This is a genomic window from Pseudomonas sp. AF03-9, from assembly GCF_020515815.1.
Taxonomy (GTDB): Bacteria; Pseudomonadota; Gammaproteobacteria; order Pseudomonadales; family Pseudomonadaceae; genus Aquipseudomonas.
The window spans coordinates 1-18,399 of record NZ_JAHPJF010000020.1 but is presented as its reverse complement, the minus strand read 5'-3'; the positions used below and the strand labels follow the sequence as shown (position 1 = coordinate 18,399).

The 18,399-nt window shown below is 63.0% G+C and carries 12 protein-coding genes; 4 read left to right on the top strand and 8 right to left on the bottom strand.

The features are described from left to right. Window positions 1-13 precede the first annotated feature (13 nt). The 3 genes from LIY36_RS22730 (at window position 14) to LIY36_RS22720 (ending at window position 2,981) form a co-directional block, all read left to right on the top strand. The gene (locus LIY36_RS22730) at window positions 14-904 is read left to right on the top strand and encodes a LysR substrate-binding domain-containing protein (RefSeq protein ID WP_226457249.1); all 891 of its coding nucleotides are present in this window, start codon (window positions 14-16) and stop codon (window positions 902-904) included. A gap of 109 nt (window positions 905-1,013) precedes the next feature. Further along, complete coding sequence (locus LIY36_RS22725; RefSeq protein WP_192300624.1) at window positions 1,014-2,414, top strand: amino acid permease; 1,401 nt, start codon at window positions 1,014-1,016, stop codon at window positions 2,412-2,414. A gap of 222 nt (window positions 2,415-2,636) precedes the next feature. Continuing rightward, window positions 2,637-2,981, top strand: coding sequence for a cupin domain-containing protein (locus tag LIY36_RS22720; RefSeq protein ID WP_226457248.1), 345 nt, complete (start codon window positions 2,637-2,639; stop codon window positions 2,979-2,981). 62 nt (window positions 2,982-3,043) lie between these two features. Here LIY36_RS22720 and mmsB read toward each other — a convergent pair whose 3' ends face one another. Beyond that, the gene (gene mmsB / locus LIY36_RS22715) at window positions 3,044-3,931 is read right to left on the bottom strand and encodes a 3-hydroxyisobutyrate dehydrogenase (RefSeq protein WP_226457247.1); all 888 of its coding nucleotides are present in this window, start codon (window positions 3,929-3,931) and stop codon (window positions 3,044-3,046) included. Window positions 3,932-3,946: 15 nt separating this feature from the next. Further along, window positions 3,947-5,464, bottom strand: coding sequence for a CoA-acylating methylmalonate-semialdehyde dehydrogenase (locus LIY36_RS22710; RefSeq protein WP_226457246.1), 1,518 nt, complete (start codon window positions 5,462-5,464; stop codon window positions 3,947-3,949). A 129-nt stretch (window positions 5,465-5,593) separates the two neighbouring features. Between LIY36_RS22710 and LIY36_RS22705 the strand changes: the two genes are divergently transcribed. Further along, entirely contained in the window at window positions 5,594-6,550 is a 957-nt protein-coding gene (locus LIY36_RS22705) for a LysR family transcriptional regulator (RefSeq protein ID WP_226457245.1), read from the top strand. Window positions 6,551-6,677: 127 nt separating this feature from the next. On the opposite strand, the gene LIY36_RS22700 is transcribed toward LIY36_RS22705, so the two are convergent. From LIY36_RS22700 to recC, 6 genes are all read right to left on the bottom strand, one after another. After that, window positions 6,678-7,169, bottom strand: coding sequence for an OmpA family protein (locus LIY36_RS22700; protein WP_226457244.1), 492 nt, complete (start codon window positions 7,167-7,169; stop codon window positions 6,678-6,680). A 4-nt stretch (window positions 7,170-7,173) separates the two neighbouring features. Further along, complete coding sequence (locus LIY36_RS22695) at window positions 7,174-8,436, bottom strand: diguanylate cyclase domain-containing protein (RefSeq protein ID WP_192300630.1); 1,263 nt, start codon at window positions 8,434-8,436, stop codon at window positions 7,174-7,176. Next, a complete protein-coding gene (locus LIY36_RS22690; protein WP_226457243.1) occupies window positions 8,433-8,999 on the bottom strand; it encodes a YfiR family protein in 567 nt (188 codons plus the stop codon). The genes LIY36_RS22695 and LIY36_RS22690 overlap by 4 nt, the downstream gene beginning before the upstream one ends. A gap of 89 nt (window positions 9,000-9,088) precedes the next feature. Continuing rightward, on the bottom strand, window positions 9,089-11,161 hold the full coding sequence (gene recD, locus LIY36_RS22685) for an exodeoxyribonuclease V subunit alpha (protein WP_226457242.1): 2,073 nt from the start codon (window positions 11,159-11,161) through the stop codon (window positions 9,089-9,091). Beyond that, window positions 11,158-14,832 (bottom strand): exodeoxyribonuclease V subunit beta, encoded by a 3,675-nt coding sequence (gene recB / locus LIY36_RS22680; protein ID WP_226457241.1) that lies wholly within the window; start codon window positions 14,830-14,832, stop codon window positions 11,158-11,160. Before recB ends, recD begins: the two co-directional genes overlap by 4 nt. Beyond that, window positions 14,829-18,281 (bottom strand): exodeoxyribonuclease V subunit gamma, encoded by a 3,453-nt coding sequence (gene recC, locus LIY36_RS22675; RefSeq protein WP_226457240.1) that lies wholly within the window; start codon window positions 18,279-18,281, stop codon window positions 14,829-14,831. Before recC ends, recB begins: the two co-directional genes overlap by 4 nt. Between the last annotated feature and the right edge of the window lie 118 nt (window positions 18,282-18,399).

Below are 18,399 nucleotides of genomic sequence, written 5' to 3'. Positions count from 1 at the left end.
GAGAACCCCCACCATGCACTTTGACCTGATCGACCTGCGCCTCTACCTGCACATCCTCGACACCGGCAATATCACCGCCGGCGCCGCCCGCAGCCATTTATCCCTGGCCGCTGCCAGTGCACGCATCCGGGCGATGGAAGCGTCACTGGGCATCGAGTTCCTCGAACGCGGCCGCCGCGGCGTCACCCCCACGCCCGCCGGCAAGGCTCTGGCCCGTCACGCGCGCCTGTTGCTGCAACAGGCCGAACACCTGCAACAGGACCTGGCGGAATACGCCAACGGCGTCAAAGGCCAGGTGCGCCTGCTGTGCAACACCACCGCCCTCAGCGAATACCTGCCGGAACTGCTGGCGGACTTTCTGCGTGAGCACCCCAACCTCGACATCGACCTTCAGGAATTGCCCAGCCTGCGCATCACCCAGGCATTGCGCCAGGGTACGGCCGACCTCGGGATCATTTCCGACGCAGTGGACACCCACGGCTTACAGACCCTGGCGTTTCGCGACGACCCGCTGGTGTTGATCATGCCGCTGGATCATCCGCTCGCCAGCCGGAACGTCAGCTTCATCGATAGCCTGCAACACGACTACGTGGGCCTCGCCGCCAACAGCGCGCTGGCGGTGTATCTGGAAGAACAGGCGTTGCACGCCGGGTTCCGCCTGCAAACGCGGATCCGCGCGGAAGGTTTTGATGGGGTTATCCGCATGGTCGCAGGCGGCGCCGGGCTCGCCATCGTGCCCCAGGCGGCCCTGGAGCGTTGGCCGAAGGAGCGCCGCTTCAAGGCTCAACCCTTGCGCGAAGAATGGGCCTGCCGACAGCTGCTGCTCAGCGCGCGCTCATTTGAACAGCTACCCGGTTACGCCAAAGCCTTGTTCGACGCCCTGAACCCCTCACACATTTTTTGACCGCGTTGATAACGCTCGGCGGTCACGCAGAGTAATATCTGCCCCCTCAGCAGTTCCAAGGGCAGGTGCGATGTGCACCACCTCGCGAAAAAAGTAGAAGGTAACGTGAATGGCGGATGACATGGTTAACCCGGTGGGCCTCAAGCGGGGCCTGAAGAACCGGCATATTCAGCTGATCGCCTTGGGAGGGGCGATTGGTACGGGGCTGTTCCTCGGTTCGGCGGGCGTGCTCAAGTCAGCGGGGCCGTCGATGATCCTGGGTTACGCGATCGCCGGTTTCATCGCATTCCTGATGATGCGCCAGCTTGGCGAAATGATCGTCGAAGAGCCGGTGGCCGGTTCCTTCAGCCACTTCGCCCACAAATACTGGGGCGGCTACGCGGGCTTTCTGGCGGGCTGGAACTACTGGGTGCTCTACGTACTGGTCGGCATGGCCGAACTGACGGCGGTGGGCAAGTACATCCAGTTCTGGTGGCCAGAGGTTCCGACCTGGGTCAGCGCGCTGGTGTTCTTTGCGGCCGTGAACCTGATCAATACCCTGAACGTGAAGTTCTTCGGTGAGGCCGAGTTCTGGTTTGCGATCATCAAGGTGGTGGCGATCATCGGCATGATCCTGCTCGGCTGCTACCTGCTGTTCAGCGGCCTTGGCGGCCCGCAAGCGTCCATCAGCAACCTGTGGGACCACGGCGGGTTCTTCCCGAATGGCGGCATGGGGCTGTTGATGTCGATGGCGTTCATCATGTTCTCGTTCGGTGGCCTGGAGCTGGTGGGCATCACCGCCGCCGAAGCCAGCGAGCCGCGCAAGGTGATCCCCAAGGCGATCAACCAGGTGGTGTACCGCATCCTGATTTTCTACGTCGGCGCCCTGACCGTGCTGCTGTCGCTGTACCCGTGGGACCAACTGTTGCAAACCCTCGGCGCGTCGGGCGATGCCTACAGTGGCAGCCCGTTTGTGCAGATCTTCTCGTTGATCGGTAATGACACCGCGGCACACATCCTCAACTTCGTGGTGCTGACCGCAGCGTTGTCGGTCTACAACAGCGGCGTGTACTGCAACAGCCGTATGCTGTTCGGCCTGGCCGAGCAAGGCGATGCGCCAAAAGCGCTGATGAAGCTGAACAAGCAAGGCGTGCCGCTACGCGCCCTGGCGGTCTCGGCGTTGGTGACGATGCTCTGCGTGGTGGTCAACTACGTGGCACCGCACAGCGCGCTGGAGCTGCTGTTTGCACTGGTGGTTGCCTCGCTGATGATCAACTGGGCGCTGATCAGCCTCACCCACATCAAGTTCCGCAAGGCCATGGGCGAGCAAGGCGTGACCCCATCGTTCAAGACCTTCTGGTTCCCGTACACCAACTACCTGTGCCTGGCATTCATGGTGGTGATCATCAGCGTGATGCTGGCGATCCCGGGGATTCGCAATTCGGTGTTTGCAATGCCGGTGTGGGTGGGGGTGATCTACATTGCCTATCGCTTGCGGATGAAAAACACGAAAGTCGCTGTGGCGCAGTAATCCGTGTGGGAGCGGGCTTGCTCGCGAATGCAGTCGGCCAGTTACGGCTGAGTTGACCGGCCCACCGCATTCGCGAGCAAGCCCGCTCCCACAGTAAACAGAAGCGTGTCAGAGGAATCGGACTCTGCTGCGCTTCTGGGCATCCCGATGTCGAGTTCAGACCACTGGCGCAACGCCCGAGGCCGTAGGGTTCATCTTTGAATTCCCTGCCTCGGAGACATCATGTCCAAGCCCATCACCGTACTGCGCGACACTCACCCCCTGCCGGTCCTGGACGCGTGCAAATGGGAAAAGCTCGAAGGCGACCCGCACACCGTCAACCTCAACGCCTATACCAGCGAAGACGGCAGCAAGATCATGGGCACCTGGATCTGCACACCGGGCAAGTGGTATGTGAAATACGTGAAGTGGGAATACTGCCACTTCCAGGAAGGCTACTGCATCATCACCCCAGACGGCCTGGAGCCGATTCACTTGCGTGCCGGGGACATCTTTGTGGTGGAACCGGGGATGAAAGGCACCTGGGAAGTGGTCGAGACCGTGCGTAAGTACTTCGTGTTCGCCTGACCTGCTGCTGAAGCCAAAACCGCTGTCGTGAGCAGGCTTGCCCCGCTCACGACAGGTTGACCTTATTCGGGTTTGCGGTAGCTGTTGATGATTGCCGAGAAGTCCTTGCCCCCCTCCCCACGCTGACTCATCGATTGGTACAACTGCTGCGCCACCGCGCCGAGGATCACAGGTTGGTGCGCCTGGCGTGCCGCTTCAGTCGCCAGCCCCAGATCCTTGAGCATCAGGTCGGCACCAAACCCGCCGGTATAGCCACGGGACGACGGCGCCGTTTCGATCACCCCCGGCCACGGGTTGTAGGTATCGGAACTCCAGCAGCGCCCGGTCGAGCTGTTGATGATTCCCGCCAGCACCTGGGTATCGATGCCCAGCGCATCCCCCAGCGCCATGGCTTCGCTGACGCCGACCATGCTGATGCCCAGCAGCAGGTTGTTGCAGATCTTGGCGATTTGCCCGGTACCCACGTCGCCGCAGTGCACGATGTTGCGGCCCATCTGCGCCAGCACCGGTTGCAGGGTGGCGAACAGTTCTGCGGTGGCGCCGACCATAAAGGTCAACGTCCCGGCCTGGGCGCCGCCGGTGCCGCCGGACACCGGTGCATCCGCCATCACCACGCCTTGCTTGGCGGCAGCCGCGGCTACGTCACGCGCGGTTTGCGGGTCGATGGTGCTGCAATCCACCGCCGGTACGCCTTTGCCGATGCCGGCGAGTACGCCGTCTTCATTCAGCCAGACGCTGCGCACATGGGCCGCGGCCGGCAGCATGGTGATCACCAGTTCGGCGCCGTTGGCTGCGTCACGCGGTGAGGCGCTGATAGTGCCGCCCAGCTCGGCCAGCTCCTTGAGGACCGTCTGGTTCAAGTCGAACAGGTTCAGCGCGTGGCCGGCCTTGATCAGGTTGCGGGCCATGGGCGCGCCCATGTTGCCCAGGCCGATAAATGCAATCTTCATGCTCGTCTCCCGGAATCAGCGCAGGTTGATGGTGGTGTTGACGCCATCGTTGACCGTGTCGTCGTCGAACCAGCGGCTGGTGACGGTCTTGGTCTGGGTGTAGAACTGCACCACTTGCTTGCCGTACGGGCCGAGGTCGCCAAGTTTGGAGCCACGGGAACCGGTGAAGCTGAAGAACGGCACCGGCACCGGGATCGGAATGTTGATGCCGACCTGGCCTACATCGATTTCGCTCTGGAACTTACGCGCCGCCGCTCCACTTTGAGTGAACAGGCCTGTGCCATTGCCGAACGGGTTGGCGTTGACCAGTGCGATGGCCTCATCGAGGGTCGCAACTTCGATCACCACCAGCACCGGGCCGAAGATTTCCTGGGTGTAGATCTGCATGTCGGTGGTCACGCCGGAGAACAGGGTCGGGCCGACAAAGTTGCCTTGCTCGTAGCCCGGCACCTGGATGTCACGGCCGTCCAGCTCCAGCTTGGCGCCTTCCTTCACACCGCTTTCGATCAGCTCCAGGATGCGCGCCTTGGCACGCTTGGAAATCACCGGGCCGACGTCGGTGCCGGCTTCACTGCCGGCGTTGACCTTGAGTTGCTGCGCCAGCGCCTTGAGGTCCGGCAGCCATTGCTTGGACGCCCCCACCAGCACCACCACCGAGGTGGCCATGCAGCGCTGGCCTGCCGCGCCGAAACCGGCACCGACCAAGGCGTTGAGGGTGTGCTCGCGGTTGGCATCCGGCAGCACCACGGCGTGGTTCTTGGCGCCCATCATCGACTGCACGCGTTTGCCGTGCTTGCCCGCCAAGTCGTACACATGGGTGCCGACTGCGGTCGAGCCGACGAAGGACACGGCCTTGATGTCTTTGTGGGTGCACAGCGCATCCACCACGTCCTTGCCGCCGTGCACCACGTTGAGCACGCCCGCCGGCACACCGGCTTCCAGCGCCAGTTCTACCAGCAGCATCGTCGACAGCGGGTCCTGCTCGGACGGTTTGAGGACGAATGTGTTACCGCAGGCAATTGCCATCGGGAACATCCACAGCGGAATCATCGCCGGGAAGTTGAACGGGGTGATGCCGGCGCACACGCCGATCGGTTGACGCAGGGTGTAGGTGTCGACGCCACCGGCGACGTTCTCGGCGAATTCGCCCATCTGCAGGGTGCCGATGGAACAGGCGTGTTCCACCACTTCCAGGCCGCGGAAAATATCGCCTTCGGCATCGGCAATGGTCTTGCCCTGCTCGGCGCTGAGGACCACGGCGATGCGCTTGGAATGTTCGCGGATCAAGGCTTGCAGCTTGAGCATGATGCGCATGCGCGCGCCGATCGGCGTCAGCTTCCAGGTCTGGAAGGCGCGGTGGGCGGCGTCGATGGCGGCATTGACTTCATCGGCCGTGGCGAACGGGACTTTGGCCAGCACTTGCTGGGTGGCCGGGTTGACGATGTCTTGCCAGTGGGTGGTCTTGGACTCGACCCATTCACCATTGATCAGCAATTTGACCTGTTGTACGGAGATATCGGCAGAAGCGTTCATGGGGTCTCCAATCTTGTAGTTATGCAGAGACAAGGCGCGTGAATCGCCTTGGGAATGAGGCGTTCGGACTGTTTTTGGAGTATAGATGTGCAAATCTCTAATAAGAACGCACATAAAAGCCGGACCAATATGCAAAAAAACATCACGTCACTGGGCGCCCTGAACTGGGATGACCTGAAGTTTTTCCTCGAAGTGGCCCGCACCCGCAAGGCCAGCGTCGCCGCCAAGCGCCTGGCGGTGGACTACACCACGGTGTCGCGGCGCATCAGTTCGCTGGAGGTGTCACTCGGCACCCTGCTGTTCGAAAAGTCCCGCACCAACGGCTTCGTCCTCACCCCCGAAGGCCAGCGTTTGCTGGGCTATGCAGAATCGATCGAAAGCACTCTGCACATGGCCTGCGAGCAGGTTTCCGGCTCTGGCGTGGCGCTGTCCGGGCATGTGCGCATGGGCTGTACCGAAGGGTTCGGCAGCTTTTTCGTCACGCCGCAATTGAGCCACTTCGTCGATACGTATCCGGCAATCTCGGTGGACATCCTGCCCCTGCCCCACTTCATCAGCCTGTCCAAGCGCGAAGCCGACATCGTCATCGCCCTGGAACGCCCGGAACACGGGCCTTATGTGTGCTGCAAGCTGTGCGACTACAAACTGCAGTTGTACGCGACCCAGGAATACCTCGACCAACACCCGCCGATCCGACGCCCGACGGATCTGGCCGAGCATCCGTTCATCAGTTACGTGGATGACTTGGCGTTCAGCTCCGAATTGTTGTACCTGGCAAACGTGGTGCCCGGCGCCAGCGCCAGCTTGCGCAGCACCAGCGTGATTGCGCAGTACGTGGCAGCGCAGCAGGGGCGGTCGATGGCGATCCTGCCGTGTTTCCTGGCGGCGCAGGACCCGCGCTTATTGCCGGTGCTGGGAGAGGAGATCGCGATTACGCGGCAGTTCTGGATGTATTGCCGCGAGGACTTGAGGAAGTTGAAGCGGATTACGTTGCTGTGGGACTACATCCGGGAAGTGACGGAGCAGAACCAGGGGTTGTTGATGGGGGAGACACGAGAGATGGGGTTTAAAGCACACCCCAAATAGAGTGTGGGAGCTGGCTTGCCTGCGATTGCGGTGGATCAGTCGGCACTTCACGGCTGATAGACCGCTATCGCAGGCAAGCCAGCTCCCACAGTTGATTGTGTTTCAATTTGAAAATAGGTGAGTCGACTCAGTCGGCGATCACCACGATCGATACCCGCCGGTTCTCCGTACGCCCTGCCACCGTGGTATTCGGCGCTACAGGTTCGCTGCTGCCCAGCCCGCGCAACTGGATGTTCTCTTCCTTCATCCCCACGCCGGTCAGCACCTTGGCCACGCTTTTCGCGCGACGCAGCGACAGTTGCTGGTTGTAGGTTTCCTTCCCCGAGGCGTCGGTGTGGCCGTCGACACGCACCCGTTCGATACCCACGCCGAGCAGGGCCTTGCCAATGCGTTCGACGATTTCGGTACTGGGCGGGTTCAGGCTTTCGACATCGCTGCCAAACAGCACTTTGCCAGACAGGCCAAAGGCCCAGCCGTCGTCGGTGAGTTCAAAGCCTTGTTGCTTGAGCACGGCAATCTGCGCCGGGGTCAGGCCTTTGGGTGGGGCCGTCTGGCAGCCGCCGAGGGCGAGCAGCGCCACCAGGAGGGTGATAAACATAAAGCGCGCGGTCGAGAACAAGGGGTCAACTCCTGTGTTGAACGTTGACGACGGAGGCTTCCGATTCCGCCGTTTGCTGGCCGCCCGAAGACGAGCGTTTGGCCTGGTACATCGCCGCATCGGCGGCATTGAGCAGGGTGCCGGGGGTGGCACCATGATCGGGGTAGAGGGCGATGCCGATACTGAGGGAGGTAAACACCTGGGCCTCTCCCGGCACAGAGATGGGCAGGTCCATGCTGGCGATGATGTTGTCGGCGATGCGCTGGGCATCTTCCAGTTTGTGCAGGGGCGCCAGCAGGATCGCGAATTCGTCACCGCCCAGGCGTGCCACCAGGTCATCCTCACGCAGCTGCGCACGCACACGGTCGGCGACGGCCACCAGCACCGCATCACCGGCGGCGTGGCCGAAGCTGTCGTTGATTTCCTTGAAGCGGTCGCTGTCGAGGTACAGCACCGCCAGTTGTTCCTTGGCCTTGGCGGCACTGCGCAGGGCGCGGATCAAGCGGCCTTCGAAGAACGCGCGGTTGGGCAGGCCGGTCAGGCTGTCGTGGTTGGCCAGGTGCGCGAGGGTTTCGTTCTCGCTTTGCAGGTGGTTCTGCCAGGCTTGCATCTCACCGAGCAAGGCGTTGAAGTCGCTGCCCAGGCTGTCGAGCTCGGCAATCCGCGCCGGCGGCACGCGGCGGTCGAAATCCCGCTCGCTACGGGCAGCGTGGGCCACGGCGGCGAGGCTTTGCAACGGCCCGGTGATGCCGCGCAACAGGCGCTGGGCCAGGTGCAGGGCGACCCAGGCGCTGAGGGCGGTGCAGATCAGAATCCCGGCCAGGCCGCTGAGCAAGAAGCGCAGCAGGCTGCCGCCGTGGCCGGTCAGGTGGATGCTGCCGATGATGCGCCCTTGGTGCAGGATCGGCTGGCTGATGGGTTGTTCAAGCAGGGTATGCGCCAGCGCCAGCTCAACCCGCGAAAGCATGCCGGTGTCCGGACGCACCCATTGCGCCAGCAACTTGCCGTTGGCATCGAAGACTTCGGCCTGGGCCACTTCTTCGGTGGAGGCAATCAGACTGAGGGCCTCGGTGGCCGCCGCGCTGTCGTTGAACACCACCGCCGCTTCCACGGTGTAATTGATCGAACGCGCGATCAGGTGCAGGTTGTGTTCGGCATAGACACGCAGCGCCAGCACGCCGAGCAGGGTCAAGGACACACTCGCCAGAATCACCGCCACCAGCGCCAGGATCATGTGCCCACGGCCGATGACCGAACGTAGGGTCGGGCGTTCTTTCAGCGCGGTCATGGCTCTGGCGCCCTGCGTCGGGACAGTTGCAGCACACTCGGGTGAATGCGCACGCCGCTGCGCGCCACCGAGTCGAGATTGACTTCGAACGACACCTGCTCATCCCCTACCCGCAGGCAGAACAGACTGCCGACGGTGCACTGGTCACCACCTTCACTGATGCTCAGCACCGGGTGGCCGATCAGCGAGGCAAACAACTTGCTGCGTTCATCAGCGCTGAGTTTGCCGATGTATACGGCGTTACAGGTATTGACGATGTCGGGGTGATCGGCCAGCAAGCGCTGGACCAGCACCGGACGGCCGGTGGCCTGGGTGGTGCCTTTGATCAGGTCGTCGGTGTACTGGGTGGGCCCGACGATGCACAGCCGCAGCTGCGCAGGTTCCACCGGCCAACGGGCGTAGCTGAGGATACCGAGTACCACCTGGGTGACGGCCTGGGCGCGATGATCCGCCGGGCTGGGCGCCTGGGCAAACACGCTGGGAGCGAGCATGCACAGAACCGCCGTCAGCAGCATGTGTCTCCAGCTCAAACGACGCTCTGTAGGCGAGACAGCCACGTTCATGCAGCGTTTCTCTCAGGACTTGTCACAATGATGCCGCAACGATAGCACAGCGACGGAAACCCCCGCGATATAGCGCCATAAATGACCTATCAGTCAGGTTTTTGCGCCACATGCCCCAACTCCAGCATCAGCCCGCTCAAGCGCTTGACCTTACGCCGCACGGCCTCTTCAAATACCCCGCCACGGGGTTCGATCAGGCTGAACCAGCGCTTGGCCCGGGTGATGCCGGTGTAGATCAGTTCTTTGGTCAGCACCGGGTTCAACGCATCCGGCAGGATCAGCGCGGTGTGGGTAAATTCCGAGCCCTGGGATTTGTGCACGGTCATGGCGTACACGGTTTCCACATCGTTCAGACGACTGGGCAGAACAAACCGTACACCACCCTGGCCATCGTTACGTGGGAAAGCGACGCGTAGCACCTGGGGCCCGCCGTCACTTTCGGGCAGCTTGAGGGCGATGCCAATGTCGCCGTTCATCAGGCCCAGGCCGTAATCGTTGCGGGTCATCAATACCGGGCGGCCTTCGTACCATTGCTCGTCGCCGTCGATCAGCCGCGCTTTGCGCAAGGCGGCGGTGATGCGCAGGTTCAGCCCTTCTACACCCCACGGGCCTTTGCGCACGGCACAGAGCAGTTGGAAGGCGTCGAAAGCCTGCAATAACTGTTGTGCCCAGTCGATCCAGGCATTGTCTTCGCGCGGGGTGTCGAGGGCGGGACGCGCACTGCGCAGCAGGTCGAGGTAGTAGCGATAACCTCTGGCGCCGTCACTGCCCTGCCCGTCCAGGATCAAGCGTTCCAGGGCATGGTCGTGTTCCCCTTTGAGCCTTACGCAAGCCAGGTCGGCGTGGCTGCCGGCATTCAACAGGTCACGGGCTTGCTCGGGGTTTTGCTGGTTGACCCAGCGGGCGAGCTGACCTATGCCGCTGCCTTCGCCGAAACGCCGCGAGTAGCGCAGCATCACCACTTGCTGGGCCAGGGGATGGCTGGCGTCGCGGTCTTCCTCCAGGCCGCTGGCGCTGAGGTCTTCGCCGCTGACCGCTTGCAGCCATTGGCGGGTGTCGGCGCTGTACCAGCCGGCTTCGGCGTCGCGGCACAAGTCGCCAAGCACGGCGCCCGCTTCCACCGAGGCGAGTTGGTCCTTGTCGCCCAGCAGCACCAGCCGAGCATGGGGCGGCAAGGCGTCCAGCAGGTTGGCCATCATTTCCAGGTCGATCATCGAGGCTTCGTCCACCACCAGCACATCCAGGGGCAACGGGTTGCCCAGGTGATGACGGAAATGGCGCGTCCCCGGGCGGCTGCCCAGCAAGCGATGAACCGTGGTGACCTGGGTCGGGATTTTTTCGCGCACGTCGTCAGGCACGGTCAGCGACTGGACTTGCTGGCTGATGGATTCGGTGAGACGCGCCGCCGCTTTGCCGGTGGGCGCGGCCAGGCGAATGCGCAACGGGCTGCCGGCTTCTACCGCCGGCGCTTGCAGCAGTGCGAGCAGGCGCACCACGGTGGTGGTCTTGCCGGTGCCGGGGCCGCCGGTGACGATGCTGAATGCACCGCGCGTAGCCAAGGCACAGGCGAGTTTTTGCCAGTCGATCACGCCGTCCGGTGGCGGCTGGTCGAACAGGCCATTGAGACGCTGGGGCAAGTCGGCAGCGACGCTTTCCTGGGTGGCGAGGCGGCGACGCAAGGCGCTGTCGATACGCCGCTCGTAAGTCCAGTAACGACGCAGGTACAGGCGCGTGCCGGCCAATACCAGCGGGCGGCTTTGCGCGGCCTCACTGGCGTCGACGGCCTGGGCCACCAGGCGACTGGCAGCCAGCGCCTGGCACCAGTGGCCACCGTCGAGGCCGTCGAGCAGTTGCGACGGCAGCAACATCGCACCGGTCTGCAGGTCGCCTTCGGGCGGTAAGGACAGCGCGAAGTCCGGCGCCTTGAGGGTTTCGAACAGGTCCAGGCAGACGTGACCGTGGCCCAGTTGGTGGCTGGTCAATGCAGCGGCCAGCAGCACCAGCGGGTCGGCCTGGGGATCGAGTTCGTGCAGGAAGCCGACGAAGGCTTTGTCCAGGGCGCGCAGCCAGCCGCGGTCAACCCAGCGCTCCAGCAGTTGCACGAGGTCGGCGGCGCGGCTGAGGGGGTCCAACGCCTCCAACGGCAATGGCGACAGGCTCATAGCAGAACTCCTTGTTCCCAGGCGGGCTCAACCTTGGGTGGGATGGGCTTGCCCTGAAACAACAGGTCCAGGCTTTCAATCAGTTCGCGCGGCGGGCGGGTGAAATACGCGCCACGGCTGGCGGCTTGAACGCCGCGCAGGAACACGTAGAGCGCACCGCCGACGTGGCGGTCGTAGTCATAATCGGGCAGGCGTGCCTTGAGCTGGCGGTGCAGGGCCAGTAGGTAAAGCACGTATTGCAGGTCATACCGATGCTCGAGGATCGACTGCTCCATGGCTTCCAGTGTGTAGGCCGAATCGTCGGGGCCGAGCCAGTTGGATTTGTAGTCGGCCACGTAATAGCGGCCGTCGTGTTCAAAGGTCAGGTCGATAAAGCCCTTGAACATGCCGTTGAGCAGCACCGGTTCGGCGGCGACCCGGGACACTCCGTTGTGGGTGGCCTGGCACACCAGCTTGTCGAGGGCGAGCACGTCGACTTTGTGGCTGGCGAACCAGAACTCCATTTCGATCTGGTATTGCTGCAGGTTGCTGAGTGCGACCTGATCGTTATCCACCGGCAGCGGGGTGTGCAGCAACTGGCCCAGCCAGGCGCTGAGGGTGGTGATCCAGCCTTCCCAATTGCGTCGGTTGCAGCGCGCACCAACGGCTTGTTCGATGGCCTGCGGGGTGACGTTGAAACCATCTTCGCCCGCCCACTCCAACAGGCCGTGGAGAAAAGTCCCCGGATTCGGACCGCGTGGGAAACGGTGAATGTCACCGCCGGACGCCGCCACTTCGCGCGGCGCATCCGGGTCGAGGCGCTCGTCATCGAACAGCTTTTGCGCCTGCGGGCTTTCCGGGGCTTCAAGGGTGGCCACACTCATGCTGTCGCCAATGCGCAGGGCGCTGTAGGACGCGATCCACCAGTTCTCTGCCGCTTTGCGTTTGGGCAGCAATGGTGCAAGCAAGGTGGCTTCGTTGCGCGGTGGGTGGAAGAGGATGTCTTGCGCGTCGGGCACGTGGCCGTAGTGTACGGCGGGGCAGCCTTCCTGCAAGTCCAGCAACCAGCGCGCCAGGGCAGCGGACTCACCCAGCGCGGCACCGGCGCCGAGCAAGTAGCCCAGCGCCGAGAGATGTAACACCGAGCTGCTGCTGTTGCCGCGCTTGAGGTCGGCGATACCGAGCCAACAGGCGTGCTTGGCGCGAGTCAGGGCTACGTAGAACAGGCGCAGGTCCTCGGCCAGGCGCTCATCGTCGGCCTGGGTGATGAGCTCGGCGGTCGGGCGCAGGCTAACTTGGGGTTTACCCTTTTCATCGTGGTAGTGCAGCGGCAAGCGCGTGCCGTCCACCGGTTTGGCCGAGCAGATGAACGGCAGGAAGACCAGGTCGTACTCCAGGCCCTTGGACTTGTGAATCGTCACCACTTTGACCAGTTGCTCATCGCTTTCCAGGCGCAGGATCTGCTCTTCCCCGGCTTGCCCCGACAATGCCAGGTGTTCGGCCAGGTGGCGGATCAACGCCTGTTCGCCGTCCAGTTCCGAGGCGGCTTGTTGCAGCAGTTCACTGAGGTGCAGCAGATTGGTCAGCACACGTTCGCCGTCGCTACGGGCGATCAGGGTTTGCGGCAATTTGAAGTCATGCAGCAAGCGCCGCAGCATCGGCAGCACGCCTTGGGTACGCCAGATCGCGCGGTAGCCACGGAACTGCATGACGCGGGTTTCCCACGCCAGTTCGTCCTGGTTCAGACGCTCCAGTTCCGGCAGTGACAGGTTCAAGGTGACGCAAGCCAGGGCAGCGCGCAGCGGGCGCTCGACGTCCGGCTCGGCGCAGGCCTTGAGCCAGGCCAGCAGGTCATGGGCTTCCTGGGCGGCGAAGACCGAGTCCTTGTCCGACAGGTACACGCTGCGTACGCCACGGGCGGCCAGTTCGGCGCGCACGGCTTGGGCTTCCTTGCCATCACGCACGAGGATGGCGATGTCTGAGGGCAGCACCCCGTTGAAACTACCATCTGGCTGTAGGAAACCTGCTGTGCCCTGCTGCCCGCCGTTGAGCAGTTCAGCAATCTGCGTGGCACAGGCGCCTGCCAGTTGCTGGCGATAGGCCACAGTGGAAATCGGTTGGTCGGTGGGCAGGTGCCACAGGTTCATCGCCGGCAGCGTCTGGCCATTGACCTGCAACAGCTCCTTGCGGCCTTGGGACAAGACCGGCTGGAACGGCACCGGGTTTTCACCGTCCGGCTTGCGGAAGAGAAACGCGCCACGGCCGCTTTCGGCACGTTGGAACACGTGGTTGACCGCCTCGACCATCGCGTGGCTGGAGCGGAAGTTAGTGCCCAGGGTGTGATGGCGCCCGGTAGTGGCCTCGCGTGCGCGCAGGTAAGTGTAGATGTCGGCGCCGCGGAAGGCGTAGATCGCCTGTTTGGGGTCGCCGATCAGGAACAGGCCGCTGTCGAGGTGGTTTTCTTCGATGCGGTAAATGCTGTCGAAGATGCTGTATTGCACCGGGTCGGTGTCCTGGAATTCGTCGATCAGCGCGACCGGGAACTGCTCGCGGATCACACTGGCCAGGCGCTCGCCGCCGTCGGCCTGGAGCGCGGTGTTGAGGCGCGTGAGCATGTCGTCGAAGCCCATTTCGGCGCGGCGACGCTTTTCTTCTTCGAAGCGTTTGCCAACCCAACCGGCGGCATGTTGCAGCACCGCGGCATCGGGGGTGGGCAGCGCGTCGAGGGCGGCCTTGAGGTCGGCCATGGCCTCGATGCCAGGGTGCTGCGGCGGCTCGCCCTTCCAGGCTTCGGCCATGCCGTCGGGGCTCAGGCGCGTGAAGCCGGTGCCGATGTCGAGTTGTTCGAGGGTTTCGTCAGCGGCCCAGGCGCTGATCTTTTCGAACCAGGGCTCGAAGTACCGCGCCTGCATCTTGCGGCCGTCGACGGCTTTGGCGGCCACGGCTTGCAGGCAGATGTCACGCAGTTCGATGGCCCATTGCTGCCACGGTGCCTTGAGCTCGATCAGTGCTTCGCGGCGTTCCTGCAGGCAGGCGTTGATCAGTTCGGCAGGGTCGCGGCTTTCACCGCTGGGGCGTTCGCTGCCAAACAATGCGCGCACCCGCGGCATCAGCGCGGCGGGGCCACCCCAGTGGGTGCGGACCCAGTTGAGCGCATCGTCGTGCATCGGGTAGCAGAACAGTCGCCAGTAATCGCGCAGGACTTCGCCAAGCAAGTCGCTGTGGTCGGTTTCCAGGGTTTGAGTGAACAGGCTGCCGCTGTCGAACGCGTGCTCGCGCAGCATGCGCTGGCACCAACTGTGGATCGTCGAAACTGCGGCTTCGTCCATCCATTGCGCGGCGATGTCCAGGCGGTTGGCGCAGGCGGGCCACTGTTCGGGCAAGTATTGGTTGCGCAGGTCGGCGATCAGCGCATCGGGTTGCTGGATTTCGTTGCGAAAGTAGCGCGCGGCTTCGGCCAGGCGGATGCGGATACGCTCGCGCAGCTCCTTGGTGGCGGCGTCGGTAAAGGTTACGACGAGGATTTGCGGTGGCAGCAGTTCGCGGCCAAACCCGGACTCTTCGCCACCGTGCCCCAGTACAAGACGCAGGTATAAGGCAGAAATGGTGAAGGTCTTGCCGGTGCCGGCGCTGGCCTCGATCAGTTGGCTGCCTTTGAGCGGAAAGGCCAGGGCCAAGGGTTTGCTGCTCATGCGCTGGCCTCCTCGCTGGTCAGTGATCGCCATGCTGCGTTCATCAGCGGGCGATACAGGGTTTCGCAGCAGCCTTCGAATTCGGCGCTGGCGATGAGTGTCGCGTAGTCGGGGAATTGGCGGGTAAGCGCAGGGCTTTCGCGGCGCTCGCCGTCGGTGTTCACGCCGTCACCTTCGTAGGCTTTGCTGGCTGCGGCGTCGGCTTTGGCCGGGTCGGTTTGGCCGAGCCAGGCGAAGGCGGTCTTGACGGCCACGGGGAGCGGCTGTTGCATCCCGCGATGCCAGGCCTGGAGCAGCTTGCGCAGGATGTCCTGGGCGGTGGATTTCTCCAGAGGGGCCAGCAGCAGGGTGTCGTCGCTGGCGACCAGGCCGGTACTTAACGACAGGCCACAGGCGCACGCGACCACGTGGTTGACCCAGGGGCGGATCAGCCGATGCCACTTGCGAGTCTTGATCGAACCGATGCTGTTGGGAATAGTGGTCACGCTAAGCAATCCGCCATCACTGCGCCGGTGCAGGCCGCTGATCCAGCCTTCCAGCTGAATGCCTTGATGCTCAAAACTGATCGGTTCAGCACCGGTGTGTGGCGTGGGCCAGAGAGCCAGCAGTTGTTGGTAACGTTGCAGCAGGTCGGGCAACGGCTCGATCAATTCATTGCGCAGGCATTCGCCAAAACCGACCATGGGCAGCAGGCCACTCCCTTGCAGGCGCAGGGCTTGGGCGTTGAGAGCCTGGTCAGGATGATCGGGCTCGGCCAGTGCCGCGTTTAACAAACTGTCGCTGAGGCTGTAGCGTTGCAGGGCGTCGAGAACGAAGGGTTCTTCATCGGCCAGAGGCACTTCAGCGGCCTCGAAGAACACTTTCAGACGCTGGCTGAAGAAATGTTTGACCGGGTTGCGCAGGAAGTCTTGTAACTGGCCGAGGCTCAGGGGTTCTTCCTGGTGATGCTCCGGCAATTGCTCTGCTTTGGCTTCGACATCAGATGCTTCGTGCAGCAGCTGCCATTCGCGAGCGTAGCTGAACAGCGCATCGCCTTCGTGGAAGTAGCGGGCGCTGAAGGGTTGCAGCGGGTGTTCCTGGGTCATTGCCTCAAGCAGCGGTTCGGCGCTGTGGGCGTGGTGCCAGCCGCTGGCGAGGTGGTCGCGCAACTGGCCGATCAGCACCGAGGCCGGGCGCTCGCTGTTGTCGCGGATGCTGCGGCCGACCCAACTGATGTAAAGCTGGTCGCGCGCCGAGAGCAGGGCTTCGAGCAGCAGGTAACGGTCGTCTTCGCGGCGTGAACGATCGCCGGGACGGTAGTCGCTGCCCATCAGGTCAAAGTCCAGCGGCGGCTGGGCGCGCGGGTAGTCGCCATCGTTCATGCCGAGCAGGCAGACAAGTTTGAATGGGATCGCTCGCATGGGCATCAGTGTACAAAAATTGACAGCTCCAGCGAGGAAGCGTTGGGACAGGCGGCCTTGGTCCAAGCCAGCCAGCCAAGCCTCACGGACTACGGTGAGCGGTAACTCGTCCTGTAGGCCTACGGACTCGCAGGTTTCCAGCCAGGTTTCGCGCAGCTGTTCGAGTTGGCCCAGTAAGTAGTCGTCGTGCTCGCTGCTAGGCAGGAAGAACAGTTGCATCAGGCGTTGCAGGCGCTCGCCCCAGACCTGGGGAGTTGCCGACTCGGACAGGGTTTTATGCGCGTCATTGAGGGCGTCGAGCAAGGCGACCAATGGGCCGATGAGGGCGGCATCCAGGCCGCCGATTTCGTCGTAGGGTTCGATGCCTTCGCAGGACGCGCCGCTGCCTACGGCGTAACCAAGCAACATCCGACGTAGGCCGAATCGCCAGCTGTTTTGTTCCAGTTCTTGTGGCAGCCCCAGCCCTGCGCGTTGCTGCGCATCAAGCCCCCAACGAATTCCGGCGCCTTCGATCCAGCGGTGCAGCGTGGGTAGGTCGCGCTCCTTGATGGCGAAGCGTTCGCGCAGGGCGGGCACATCGAGCAGGTCGAGGATTTCGCTGACCGGGAAGCGGCTGTCGGGGAGTTTGAGCAGGTGTTCGACGGCGATCAGCAAGGGATCGCGGCCGCGTTGGCCCTGGTCTGTCAGGGTGAAGGGGATGAAGCGTGGGTCGTTGCGTTCCAGCTGGCCGAACACGGCGCGGATGTGCGGCGCATAGCTGTCGACGTCGGGGACCATGACGATGATGTCTCGCGGGCGCAATGCGGGGTCGGCGCTGAAGCGTTGGAGCAGTTGGTCGTGGAGGATCTCCACTTCGCGCTGGGCACTGTGGGCGACGTGGAAGCGGATTGAGGTGTCACGCTCCAGGTCGACAGCGGGCCAGCGTTCGCGGGTTTCGTTGAGTGGGCGCAGTTCGAGGATGTCGTCCTGGAGCTGGTTGAGCAGCGTGGTGGGTTCGCTGTCGCTGAACAGGTCGATGCGACCGTCGCGGAATGCGGCGCGGTAGCTGTTGGGATCGTCGTAGCTGTCGAGCAGGCTGATGTAGTCGCGGCCTTGCTTGCCCCAAGCGGCGAGCAGCGGGTGGGCGTGCTGGTGCAGGGTTTGCGGGTCGATGGTGAGCGGCATGCCGGCTTTGCGTGCTTGGCGCTTGTATTCGTTACGCAGCAAGTCTTTGTCGGCAACGATGTCGGACCAGTGGTGACGGCAAGGGTTGTGCACACAGAGCAAGACTTGGCTGAAACGCGCGAGGCCGGCGAGTGCTTCCAGTGCTTGGGCGGGCAGCGATGAAATCCCAAACACGATCACCCGCGAAGGTAGGCCTGGGGGGGACGTTTCAAGGGTATTGATGCGCTCGATGAAACGCTGGTGAACGCCGGCACGGCTTTCGGCCATGCCCTCTGCGCCGACATCCAGCAATAGCGCACGCCATAGTTCGGCTTGCCAGCAGTTGGCAGGGTCGAGGGGTTTTGACTCGCCTCGGCCGTTGCGTAATTGGTGGCTGCCTGCGGCCCAGTCCTCAAGCCAGTCGGCGCGGTAAACCTGATATTGGTCGAACAGGTCGGCCAGGCGCTCGGCGAGTTGGTAGCGTTTGCGTAGGTCGGTGTCGTGGGTGAGGAAGCGTTGCAGCGGCTCGAAGTAGGGTTGATCGATGAGTTCCGGGAGCAGACGCATGAGACGCCAGGTCAGTGGGGCTTTGTCGAGCAGAGACTTGAGCGGGATTTCGTCACGGCCGAGGACCATGCGGTAGAGCTGCCACATGAAACTGCCGGGGAGTTGCACGTCAATTGCTGCGGCAATACCACAACCGCCCATGTCGTCATCTTCCGGGTCTTCGGCCAAGGCCAATTTGAGCCATTGGGCGATACCGTTGCTTTGTACCAAGGCGATCTCGTTTTCAAGCGGCGCCAGGGGATAGCGACGCATCCAGCTGACGACCAGGCTACGCAGTTCATCCAGGCGGTTGCCATGAACCACCATGAATCCAGCACTGAGAGACGTCGCATCCGGCATAACGGCTTCCTTGGGAAAAGCAAAATCGAGGCGTGGACTTTAGCATTGAAGGCCATTGCAATGGCCCTCTTCGCACTTTTCGACCGCCCAAAACAAAACCCCATCTGCTTTCGCAAAT